General features: G+C 33.7%; 11 protein-coding genes. 4 read left to right on the top strand and 7 right to left on the bottom strand.

The genetic code is table 11. From position 1 onward, the window contains the following. Positions 1–15 precede the first annotated feature (15 nt). Complete coding sequence (locus LPB88_RS06410; RefSeq protein ID WP_230713730.1) at positions 16–756, bottom strand: 1-acyl-sn-glycerol-3-phosphate acyltransferase; 741 nt, start codon at positions 754–756, stop codon at positions 16–18. Positions 757–881: 125 nt separating this feature from the next. On the opposite strand from LPB88_RS06410, the gene rnpA reads away from it, so the two are divergent. From rnpA to LPB88_RS06430, 4 genes are all read left to right on the top strand, one after another. Further along, a complete protein-coding gene (rnpA, locus tag LPB88_RS06415) occupies positions 882–1,286 on the top strand; it encodes a ribonuclease P protein component (RefSeq protein ID WP_230713732.1) in 405 nt (134 codons plus the stop codon). A gap of 81 nt (positions 1,287–1,367) precedes the next feature. Beyond that, positions 1,368–2,171, top strand: coding sequence for a DUF4349 domain-containing protein (locus LPB88_RS06420; RefSeq protein ID WP_230713733.1), 804 nt, complete (start codon positions 1,368–1,370; stop codon positions 2,169–2,171). Between the two features lie 2 nt (positions 2,172–2,173). Continuing rightward, positions 2,174–3,811 (top strand): S41 family peptidase, encoded by a 1,638-nt coding sequence (locus tag LPB88_RS06425; protein ID WP_230713735.1) that lies wholly within the window; start codon positions 2,174–2,176, stop codon positions 3,809–3,811. A gap of 6 nt (positions 3,812–3,817) precedes the next feature. Next, positions 3,818–4,621, top strand: a complete 804-nt coding sequence (locus LPB88_RS06430) for an OmpA family protein (RefSeq protein ID WP_230713737.1) — start codon at positions 3,818–3,820, stop codon at positions 4,619–4,621. Between the two features lie 138 nt (positions 4,622–4,759). On the opposite strand, the gene LPB88_RS06435 is transcribed toward LPB88_RS06430, so the two are convergent. The 6 genes from LPB88_RS06435 to LPB88_RS06460 form a co-directional block, all read right to left on the bottom strand. After that, positions 4,760–5,206, bottom strand: a complete 447-nt coding sequence (locus tag LPB88_RS06435) for a GNAT family N-acetyltransferase (RefSeq protein ID WP_230713739.1) — start codon at positions 5,204–5,206, stop codon at positions 4,760–4,762. Positions 5,207–5,362: 156 nt separating this feature from the next. After that, positions 5,363–6,004, bottom strand: a complete 642-nt coding sequence (locus tag LPB88_RS06440) for a DUF1579 domain-containing protein (RefSeq protein ID WP_230713741.1) — start codon at positions 6,002–6,004, stop codon at positions 5,363–5,365. A gap of 51 nt (positions 6,005–6,055) precedes the next feature. Beyond that, a complete protein-coding gene (locus tag LPB88_RS06445; RefSeq protein ID WP_230713743.1) occupies positions 6,056–7,024 on the bottom strand; it encodes a DUF4837 family protein in 969 nt (322 codons plus the stop codon). Positions 7,025–7,070: 46 nt separating this feature from the next. Continuing rightward, positions 7,071–8,912 (bottom strand): LysM peptidoglycan-binding domain-containing protein, encoded by a 1,842-nt coding sequence (locus tag LPB88_RS06450; RefSeq protein WP_230713745.1) that lies wholly within the window; start codon positions 8,910–8,912, stop codon positions 7,071–7,073. A gap of 110 nt (positions 8,913–9,022) precedes the next feature. After that, complete coding sequence (gene pgk / locus LPB88_RS06455; RefSeq protein ID WP_230713747.1) at positions 9,023–10,210, bottom strand: phosphoglycerate kinase; 1,188 nt, start codon at positions 10,208–10,210, stop codon at positions 9,023–9,025. Between the two features lie 157 nt (positions 10,211–10,367). Beyond that, positions 10,368–11,342 (bottom strand): type IX secretion system membrane protein PorP/SprF, encoded by a 975-nt coding sequence (locus LPB88_RS06460; RefSeq protein WP_230713749.1) that lies wholly within the window; start codon positions 11,340–11,342, stop codon positions 10,368–10,370. Positions 11,343–11,382: the final 40 nt, after the last annotated feature.

The following is an 11,382-nucleotide window of genomic DNA, read 5'->3' on the forward strand; positions in this document are numbered from 1 at the left end:
TTCTGAATTAAAAATCTATTTATACTCGTTTACTCCTTCTACAACAGCCTTTTCTGTCAATCTCATTAACTCGGCAAAATCATAATCTTTTACTGCCATGGCCTCATGAACGGTAAAGGTAAGGCGATTTCCTAAGGTTACCGGGAAAAGACCATATTTTACCATTTTCCATGAATTATTAATACTCACGGGCACAACATACGCCGAAGGCGCATATTTGCATAGAATTTTTAAACCACTTTGAGCAAATTCTTTAGGTTTTCCTGTTTTACTTCTTGTTCCTTCAGGAAAAATAACGGCAGATCTATTGTTTTTTTCGATATAATCAGACAAGCTTTTGATTACCGGAATCGCTTGTTTAGGGTCTTTACGGTCAATTAGTACAGATCCTCCGTGGCGTAAATTATAAGATACACTTGGGATTCCTTTCCCTAACTCCTTCTTGCTTACAAATTTACAATGAAATCGTCTAAAATACCAAATCATTGTTATAATATCGTACATGCTTTGGTGATTTGAAACAAAAATTATCGGAACTCCGCTTGGAATACGCTCTCTATTTTCAATTTTATAAGTCGTTCCTATCAGATTTGTACATCTTAAAAGGAAGAAATTTAAATAATCAACACTCTTTTTGTGCGCCTGATAACCAAAAACATTTAGGCAAAACCACTGTATTGGATGAAATACCAATAAAACCGAACTAAAGAACAAATAGTAAATTACGGATATGGGATACGAAATTATTTTTTGCATGCTTTAAAAATTAATGCGCAAAAGTAATAAATAAATTTTTAGCGGTATAAAAATTGAAAACAATAACCCGTTTTATGGTTTAATTGTACCTTTGTCCCTGAAATTGCAAATTTTTTCTGAATTAAATGAACTTTACTTACCCAAAAAATGAACGCTTAAAGAGCAATACGACAATTAGTTTACTGTTTTCTGAAGGAAAATCGGTTTCTAAATATCCGTTGCGTTTGGTTTACCGTCAAGCGGAAGTTGACTCAACAGAAAAAATCAAAATTGGGGTTTCGGTTTCAAAAAAATACTTCAAAAAAGCAGTTGATCGCAATTACTTCAAACGTGTTTTGAGAGAAACATATCGTTTAAACAAACATTTGCTTCTTGACAATATTCAACATCCTTATTCTTTGATGTTTTTTTACCAGACAAAAGACAAATTATCGTACGAAGAAATCAATACCAAAACGATTCAGTTATTTGAGAAATTCCTATCTCAAGTGAATAAAATACCCGATTCTGAAACTAAAACAGAGTTGTAGACTTCCCAAAGCAACTTTATTTATCAAATTATACGAAAAATTATAAAAAAATTGTAGTTTTAGCTTTAATTTGAAATACTTATGCGACAATTTTCCCTTTTATTCTTTGCTGCTTTGATCTTCTCCAGTTGTGAAAAACATGCCGAACCTGCTTATGCGGCAGACGAGAAAATGATAACCATGAATGCTCCGGCACCAAACGAATCAAATGGAAATGAAAGCCCCATAATTTCTCAAAAAATAATCAAAGAAGCTTTTCTTAAATTCGAAACTAACGATTTAGAGAACACTTACAATCAAATTAAAACTGCAATTGCAGCCAATAAAGCAAGTATTCAAAATGATTCTCAGGAAAAAGATTATGGAACTGTCACCAGAAGACTTACGGTACGAATTCCTAGTCAAAATTTTGATCCATTTCTAGAATCTATATCTAAAGGCGTTTCTTATTTTGACGAAAAGAACATTTCATCTCAGAATGTTACAGAAGAATATATTGACTTAACTTCGAGATTAAGCACAAAACGCAAACTCGAAGAACGTTACATCGAAATATTAAAGAAAGCCACTAAAATAAGTGAGATTCTGGAAATCGAAAAGCAGATCTCAGCAATTAGAGAAGAAATTGAGGCGAAACAAGGCCAGCTTAAATATTTAGAAAGCCGGGTTTCTGAAAGTACTGTTACAATTGAATTCTACAAAACTATCGCTCAAAAAGAAGGTGTTAAAATTTCGTACGGATCTAAAATCTGGAACTCAATTCAGTCCGGATTCTTTAGTTTATCAGATTTTCTACTCTCTCTTATTAGTGTTTGGCCGTTTATTATTCTAATTTGCACAGTTGCCTATTTTATTAGAAAAAGATTTAAAAGAAAAAAAATATAATCATGTATCCTTATTTCAAAAAGAAGTTCATTATTCCAACCGTTGCAGCCGGATTTTTATTTATTGGAACCAGTTTCAAAGATGATTTCTTTGAAATCGCCAAGCAAATAGAGATTTTCACGACATTATTCAAAGCGGTAAACACCAATTATGTCGACGAGACTAATCCGGGTGATTTAATGGACAAGGCCATAAAAAGCATGTTGGGAAGTTTAGACCCTTATACGGTTTATTTTAATGAGCAGGATGTTGTAAACTTTAAGATTAACAATACGGGTGAATACACCGGAATTGGGGCTATGATAGCCAGAAAGAAAGATCGTTTAATTGTTCGTGAACCGTATAAAAATTATCCTGCCGATAAAGCCGGACTAAAAGCGGGTGACGAAATTATTCAGATTGGGGATGTTTTGATTGCTGATTTTAAAGATGATGCTTCACAATTATTAAAAGGAACAAAAAACACTAAGATTAACATAAAATACGTTCGTCAGGACAAAACTTTGACAACCGAATTGGTTCTGGATGAAGTTGATATTAAATCAGTTCCTTTCTACGGAAAAATCGACGATAAAACGGGTTATATCGTTTTGGCACACTTTAGCCGAAAAGCATCTAATGAAGTAAAAGATGCGCTTGAAAAACTAAAAGCTGACGGAGCTACTCAAATTGTTCTTGATTTAAGAGGAAATCCAGGAGGTTTGCTAAACGAAGCTATTGATATTTGTAATTTGTTTGTTCCTAAAAACGAAGTTATTGTAACTACAAAATCAAGAATAGAAAAACATAATAACACTTACAAAACAACTAAAGAGCCTATAGATACTCAAATTCCATTGGCGATTTTGGTTAACGGACGAAGTGCCTCTGCATCAGAAATTGTTTCGGGAGCTTTACAAGATCTAGATCGTGCCGTGATTTTAGGAAGCCGTAGTTTTGGTAAAGGTCTGGTTCAGCGTTCTGTTGATTTAACTTATGGAACTCAGCTAAAAGTAACCATTTCTCGTTATTACACGCCTTCCGGACGTTGTATTCAGGCTTTGGATTATGCACATAAAGACAAAAATGGTGTTGCTCAAAAAACGGATGCCAAAAACTTTAATGCTTTTAAAACCAGAAAAGGAAGAACGGTTTATGATGGCGGCGGTGTTTTACCGGATATTGAACTGGACGAAACTAAAATGAGCCCAATTACAACTGCTTTGTTAAAAAACGACGGAATCTTTGATTATGCAACTTCTTATTATTACAAAAATCCAAATTTAGGAGATAAGATTCCAACCGTTACAGATGCTGATTATACGAGCTTTAAACAATACCTGAAAACGAACAAAATCACTTTTGACACGGAAACGGAGGTCGCTTTGAAAAATACTTTGGCCGCAGCCAAAACTGAAAAAATCGACGAAACTATTGCTCCGGAATATCAGCAATTGTTAAACGCTCTTGAGAAAAGTGAAACTACTTTGTTAGATAAAAATCAAAAGGAAATTAGAAACCTGATTCAGGAAGAGCTTATAAAAAGATACCAATATCAAGAAGGTTTGTATCAATTTTACATTAAAAACAATTCAGAAATTAAAAAAGCGGTGAGTGTTTTAAATAATCAAACTGAGTATAAGACGATTTTAAAAATGTAAAAAATAATGAAGATTTGTAGAGTCCTTTTTCTGCTTGTTATTTACAATTTATCGGCACAGCAAAAACCTATCGAAACTGTCTACTTTGATTTCGACAAGTATGACCTTACAGATCAGCAAACCAAAGTTGTAACTAATTTTATTAAAACTATTGACACCTCAAAAGTCGAGTCAATACAGATTTATGGTTATTGCGACGATCGCGGTAATGATGAATATAATTTTCGTTTGTCAAATAACCGCGTTAATACTATTCAGGAATTATTAATTTCGAAAGGCTTTAATCAAAGCAGAATTGTTATTCTGGAAGGAAAAGGCCGCGTGGTTGTGAGACCTGATACTATTGAAAATCTTCATGAAACGAGATCTAAAAACCGTCGAGTTGACTTGATTGTTGTAAAACGAAACAGTTTTGGAAAAGGAATCTATAATTCGTTTAGAAATAATTTGAAGGTTGGCGACAAAATCTATCTTGATAACATCTTATTTGATCTTGGAAGTTCAAAACTCACGAATAATTCGAAAAAAGAATTAGACAAAATCGCCGAATTGTTACAGAACAAAAGGAACTTACAATTTGAAATTAGAGGCCATGTTTGCTGTACGCCAGACATATATAGTGATGGAATTGACAAAGATACCAACGAAAGACGACTTTCCTGGAACCGTGCCAAAACCGTTTTCCACTATTTGATTTCCAAAAAAGTCTCTAAAAGCCGGATGAATTATCTGGGTTGCGGCAATAAATATCCGCTAGGAAAAGGCGATGCTCTCGATCGCCGTGTAGAATTTGTGATCACCAAAGTTTAGGTCATTTGCCACAAAGTCTTTTTTACTTAAAGTTTTACTCTAAAACAAACTAATAAATAATTGTTTTTAAATTACTTATGATTTAAATTTAAAGCAATAAAATATTATTGCAACATTGTGACTTTAGCTCTATGTTGTTTATCCACGAATCATCTCAATATGCGGAATATCATCTTCAAGATACATTTCGCTGCTTTGGACAAATCCATGGCTTTCGTAGAATTTCTTTAAATACAATTGAGCACCAATCGTGATTGCATCTTTATTGAAATGTGTTTTTATTCCGGCAATAGCTTCACGCATTAAATCGTGTCCCCATTTTTTATCTCTATAATTGGCATCCACTACAACTCTGCCTATAGATGCGTTATCAAAACTAATTCCGGCATCAAACAGACGTGAATAGGCCACTGTTTTACCATCATATTCTCCAATTAAGTGTAATGCTTTCTTGTCTTTGCCATCAAGGTCTAAATAGACGCAGTTTTGCTCTAATACAAAGATCTCACTTCTTAGTTTGAGCAAATCATATAACTCATGAACCGTTAGCGCCTCAAACGGCTTTATTTTCCATTTTAATTCCATTATTCTCTTTTGTTAACTTTGAAGCCCCTAAATTAATTCAAAAAACTAAACTAAGACGAAGATTCCTCAGATATAAACAAAAAACCCGACTACTGAGAATAGTCAGGTGTTTTGTTTTATCAGAGAATATGCTATCTAAACTATTTAATAGTGGAATTATTTTTTCTTCATGATGATTTCCATACTCTTGTACTCTGCCTCATTCTTGGTGTCGAACATTTCCAATTTACGGGTAGTTGGATCAACAATAGTATACACTTCTCTGTAAGGTGTTTTTTTGCCGTTTAACGGATTTACCATTTCTCCTTTGAGTTCCATACTTTTTGTTTTATCATCATATTTACCGGTAGCAACCATCATACCTGTTCCCATATTGTCGATAAAGGTTGTAGTGTATTCTTTACTGGCGTTATTGTAGGCTAATGTGCTTTTGCCTTCAAATGGCTGTCCCATCATGTTTCCCTGATAATTGGCTTCCTGATAACGACCGCCAAGTACCATCTTTATATTAGCTGTAGAGGTTGCCTTTTGAGGTTTTCCATTTGCTTCTTCCCAGAAAGTCATGTCACAGTTCCAGGTTCCTGTTTCATCTGCCATCATTTTATGGGCAGTTCCTGGTGTAGCATAGGCTGCCCATAGTTTCATTTTTGCTGCCGAATCTAAAGGCTGTTCGGCAATTGCTTCTTCTGTTTTAATACTATCAGCTGCTTTTGAAGTTTCTGTTTCAGTTTTTACTTCTTTTTTACACGAAACAAAACACAACGCTAACATTGATAGTGTGATACAAAAATTTTTCATAATTAACTGATTTAATGATTATTAAAACAAAAGTATGAAAAAATATATAAACTATCTTTTATCGATTTTGACTGATTTTATGATGGCTTCAAGATCCAGCATTAAATCTCGTTCTTCATTTGATGGGGAATAACAAAATCCTTCGATAACTAATATTCTGTTATAGGTTTCGTCTACAATGGCGTAATTTATAAATGGGCCGGCCATAAAATCATTTTTCAATTCCCAGCTTCCTTTGGTTTCAAAGGCTTTTTTTCCGTCTAATTCTGTGGTTGAAAAATAAGGTGCGTAGGCTTCTCCGGTAATCATTCGGGTATTGGGTTCGCGGCCTTTGATGTAATATCCAATAGAATCACGCATTTTAATAATGCTTCCAACAACATTAGAACCGGTTTTAAAATCGTGAAGCGGAATTTGATAAATAAGCAAGCTCGTGTTTCCGCTAATAATATCTTTTTTGAGCCAAATAAAGTTCTTTTTATGCAACATATATTCATATCCTGTTGGAATCTGTATGTCGATATGAAACTTGTTCTTGATAACCGCCGGATGAAGTAGCGATTTGCTATTATCTTCCTGAATTTTCTGAATCTCGGCATCCCGAATGATCTTAATGATTTGCGCCGAATTTAATTCGATACTGCAAATTATGTCGTCTATCGATTTTCCATAAATGCGAAAGGTGTTGTGTGGTAATGTTTTGCTTCGAATAATTTCGAATTTGTCTGTAGCTGCTTTTTTTACAACAATAATACTTCGGCTATCGGTAACGAAACCTTCAAGTAATTTGGCAGGATATTGATTGATTGTAAAAAGCGGTTCTTCCTGGGTAAGTCCCCAAACGGGCGAAGCAAATTTATTTCTAATGGTGTCACCCACTTCTCCGTACCATAACTGATCGTCTATAATTATGGAAATTGTATTTGTTTTACCGGATACAGGCTGGGATTGTCTTTCGTTTCTAAAACACGAAATCAGCACAAATGGTAATAGTAACAATAAAAAATGGGTTTTATTCATTTTATTAATTTATGAAATAAAACCCAAATTTAAATAAGATTTTTTATTATCCGTTTATTTTAAGTTTCATTCCGGGTTTAATATCTCCATCTTTAATATTATTCCATTTTTTAATATCTGAAATTGTTATTCCAGGGTATTTTTTTGAAATACTATACAACGAATCTCCTTTTTTAACGTAATAATCTTCTCCCATTTTTGCAGAAGCTGCTTTTTTCTTAAATGGATCCATTGAATTATTTACTGCGATTGCTGTCGTTACATTGTTTCCTTCGACAATAGTAATAATTTTAGAGACGATTAACGTTTTACCTAAACCAACGTTGTTTGATGTTAGATTGTTCAGATCTTTTAAGTCAGCAACAGTCGTACCAAATTTTTTGGCAATACTTCCTAAATTATCTCCCGCTGCTACAACATACTCCTGATTTACTGTATTTGACTTTTCATTGCCATCTGCAGATGCAATTGCTGTTTCGGTATTTTTATCCGCTACAGGAGTCGTTTTTATTTCTTCAGTATTTTTAGCTATCGGATCAACATCTGATTTAATTTTTAATGTTCTTCCCAACGCAACTGCATTCGATTTAAGATTATTCCATTTCTTTAAATCAGCTACATTTACATCATACTTTGCAGCAATTGTGCTTAAGTTATCTCCTTTTCTAATTTTATATAACTGAATATCTTTAGCCAATTCCAGTTTTTCCTTTACAATAGGTTTTGATCTAGGAGCAACTTTCATTGCCAATTGAGTCGGCAAAGTTCTTCTTTGTGATTGATAAGCTACATAATCATAAATCTTATTTTCGTTTGAAACGAAAGTGGCAATTTTGTCTTTCGGCAAACGTAAAAAATGCTGCTCTCCTTGATAATAAGGCACTACATTTAATTTATAAGAAGGATTTAAAAGCTGTATCTGAGATTGCGGCATGTCTAACAAATCTGCGATTTGCTTGAATGTCATTTCTTTTTTGATATTGATTGTATCTGTCTCGAAGTTTTTAACGACTGCTCTTTCCGGGTTAATTCCGTGTTCTTTATGATATTCAAAAAGATACATTGTTGCTAAGAAAGCCGGAACATAACCTTGTGTTTCTTTTGGAAGATAACTACGAATATCCCAGTATTTTGTTTTTCCGCCAGAACGACGAATTGCTTTTGTTACATTTCCCGGTCCTGAATTATAAGAAGCTAAAACCAGTTCCCAATCACCAAAAATGTTATACATCTTGGTCATATATTCTGATGCTGCGGCTGTAGCTTTAAGTGGATCACTACGCTCATCAATATAAGAATCAATTTTAAGTGCGTATTGTTTTCCGGTTCCGTACATGAATTGCCAAAGTCCGGTGGCACCCATTTTAGAAACTGCTTTAGGATTTAAAGCAGATTCTACAACGGCTAAATATTTAATTTCTAAAGGAACGTTTTGTTTGGCAAAAGCATCCTCAAAAATTGGGAAATAATATTCTGATAAAGCCATTAATCGAGAAAACGATTTTTTACGATTCTTAAGAAATGACTTTATTATATTTTCTAAACCTTGATTGTATTCAATTTCAAAAGGCGATTTCTCATTCATTGCCGTAAGTCGTTGTTTTAGCAACTCTGTTGGCAGTTCTTCATCAACGGTAACGTCTGTGTTGATAGTTTGAATGTCTTTTGACAGATCGTCATAAATATCTAAACTTGTAAGTTCTTTCATCCAAAGGCTATCTACGCGAGTAGCAACATCCTCCTTTTTGAAAGTACTCTTAACAGAATCAAGATAAGATAACTTTACTTCTGGTTTAATTTCTACCGTTGAAGTTGTTGCAGCTTCCTGCGCAAACATCGACATCGAAAAAAAAGCCGAAACCACTATTGATAATTTTTTTACAATCATATAACATTTTTTTAAAATCCTATAATCCAAACAATTACAGAAGTCTTACTTTTGCAAACATAAATAGATTAACGATGAAAAATATGCAAAAAAATGTTAATTGTGATATTTTAGTCTAAAATCGCGGCGATTCCAGGTAAAATTCTTCCTTCTAACATTTCCAGCATTGCGCCTCCACCAGTGGAAACGTAGCTCATTTTGTCTTCAAAACCAAACTGTTTTACAGCAGCAACAGAATCGCCACCTCCTACTAATGAAAAAGCACCGTTTTCAGTCGCTTCAGCAATATAATCACCTAATGCAATAGTTCCTTTTGCAAATGATTCCATTTCAAAAACTCCTAATGGACCGTTCCATAAAATAGTTTTTGACTCCAGAATTACTTTTTTGAAGTTTTCTAAAGATTTAGGACCTGCATCAAGACCTTGCCATCCGTCAGGAATTTCTCTAACATCTACTACTTTTGTATTTGCTGTATTTGAAAAATCATCAGCAGCAATTACATCAACCGGAATATGAATTTGTACTCCTTTTTCTTTTGCTAATCTTAAAATTTCAAGTGCTAATTCTTGTTTATCATCTTCACAGATAGAATTTCCTATTTTTCCACCTAATGCTTTAACAAATGTAAAAGTCATTCCGCCACCAATGATCATGTGATCTACTTTGTCCAGAATGTTTTCGATAACTGTAATTTTCGAAGAAACTTTAGATCCTCCAAGAACTGCCGTTACTGGTTTTTCGCTATTTTTAAGTACTTTATTTAAACTTTCAATTTCTTTAGCCAACAATGTTCCAAAACATTTTTCTGTTGGGAAAAATTGTGCAATAATTGTAGTCGAAGCATGTGCTCTGTGCGCTGTACCAAAAGCATCATTTACATAGATATCTCCAAGTGACGCTAATTCTTTTGCAAAAGCAACATCTCCAGCTTCTTCTTCGGCGTGAAAACGTAAATTTTCTAATAATAAAACTTCTCCCGGTTGTAGATTTTTAGCAGCAGTTTGAGCTACTTCTCCAACACAGTTTTCAGCAAATTTAACGGGAACTCCTAAAATTTCAGAAGCTGTTTTTAAAATGTGTTTTAATGAATATTTTTCTTCTGCTCCTTTTGGTCTTCCTAAATGCGACATTAAAATAACGCTTCCGCCTTGTGCTAAAATTGCATCAATTGTAGGTTTCGCTGCTTCAATACGTGTTGCATCTGTTACATTAAAATTCTCATCCAGTGGCACATTAAAATCAACACGGATAATTGCTTTTTTATTTTTAAAATCGAAATCGTTTAAAGTTTTCATTATGATAGTTTTTTAATTTTTCTGATAGAAAAACAAATATAGAACTTTTAAAGTACTAACAAATTTGAAAATTCTAAAAATAATGTATCAATAACAACGAAAACGTTGTAAATCCTGAAAAAAAAACAAATTAGTATTAAAATGCTTAAAAATCGAATTAATCGTGCACCGGACCTTCTGTACAAGGACAATTACTGATTGATTGTAAGAAATCGAAACCGATTGTAATAGAATGCGTACCCGTATTATAAGCTCCAAGATCGTTGAACATTACCTGGTATGAATATCCAAAATAGAATTTAGATTTCATGAAACCAACCATTGGTCCAACTGATAAAGGTTTAGGGAACTGATCGTTTAGGAAACGATATGAAACACCTATCCAGTAATAATCTTCGTAACGATTGTAACGTCTGTACTTGAAGTTGAAATCGGTTGTTGAACGTTTATCACTTGCGAAGTATTGGTAATAAACAGATGGCTCATATTCGATACGGTTGTTTTCTAAGTCTCTAAAAACAAATCCCGAGTAAACCTGATAGTTCGAAAGTAAATTTGGTTCTACTCCTCTGTATTTATCAGTGTTTTTCTTTAAAACGTTATTGGCATTAAAACTTACATAAAATCCTTTATTACGATACAATGCACTAATATCAAAATTGTTATTGGCATTATAGCGATTATCTGTTACAGAAGGATCTATAACCGGATGTTCTATCGTAGTATTGAACTGATCTGTATCGATACGGAAAGTATTAAAGTTATACGAAATTCCAAAAGACAGATATTGCTTTGAATAATAATCTAAAATGATGTGGTGCGCAAATGAAACTTTTGCTCCCGTTTGACGAGTGTAACCATTTTTATCATTGTAAACTGAGATACCAACTCCTGAACGGTCTAAGACCCTGAAATCAGCATAAAGCGATTGGTTCTCCGGTGCATCTTTAATTCCCACCCATTGTGTGAGTCCATTGGCTCTAATTCTAAGGTTATCACCAATACCGGCAAAAGCTGGTGAGATAACAAAAGGATTGTCTGCAAGATATTGCGTAAAAACTGGTAGGTTTAACTCTTGGCTGTAACTTGTTGTTACAGCCATGAGTACTAAAGATAAAATAAACTTTTTCATTGTAATAATTTTTTTAGATAACATCATTAGGGGCTCTTAT

Origin of the sequence: Flavobacterium sp. JAS (assembly GCF_020991455.1) — a bacterium.
Taxonomy (GTDB): domain Bacteria; phylum Bacteroidota; class Bacteroidia; order Flavobacteriales; family Flavobacteriaceae; genus Flavobacterium.

Coding starts and splice junctions, on each gene's coding strand:
- LPB88_RS06420 (WP_230713733.1), top strand. CDS start 1,368: ATGCGACAATTTTCCCTTTTATTCTTTGCTGCTTTGATCTTCTCCAGT.
- LPB88_RS06430 (WP_230713737.1), top strand. CDS start 3,818: ATGAAGATTTGTAGAGTCCTTTTTCTGCTTGTTATTTACAATTTATCG.
- LPB88_RS06425 (WP_230713735.1), top strand. CDS start 2,174: ATGTATCCTTATTTCAAAAAGAAGTTCATTATTCCAACCGTTGCAGCC.
- rnpA (WP_230713732.1), top strand. CDS start 882: ATGAACTTTACTTACCCAAAAAATGAACGCTTAAAGAGCAATACGACA.
- LPB88_RS06445 (WP_230713743.1), bottom strand. CDS start 7,024: ATGAATAAAACCCATTTTTTATTGTTACTATTACCATTTGTGCTGATT.
- LPB88_RS06440 (WP_230713741.1), bottom strand. CDS start 6,004: ATGAAAAATTTTTGTATCACACTATCAATGTTAGCGTTGTGTTTTGTT.
- LPB88_RS06450 (WP_230713745.1), bottom strand. CDS start 8,912: ATGATTGTAAAAAAATTATCAATAGTGGTTTCGGCTTTTTTTTCGATG.
- pgk (WP_230713747.1), bottom strand. CDS start 10,210: ATGAAAACTTTAAACGATTTCGATTTTAAAAATAAAAAAGCAATTATC.
- LPB88_RS06435 (WP_230713739.1), bottom strand. CDS start 5,206: ATGGAATTAAAATGGAAAATAAAGCCGTTTGAGGCGCTAACGGTTCAT.
- LPB88_RS06460 (WP_230713749.1), bottom strand. CDS start 11,342: ATGAAAAAGTTTATTTTATCTTTAGTACTCATGGCTGTAACAACAAGT.
- LPB88_RS06410 (WP_230713730.1), bottom strand. CDS start 756: ATGCAAAAAATAATTTCGTATCCCATATCCGTAATTTACTATTTGTTC.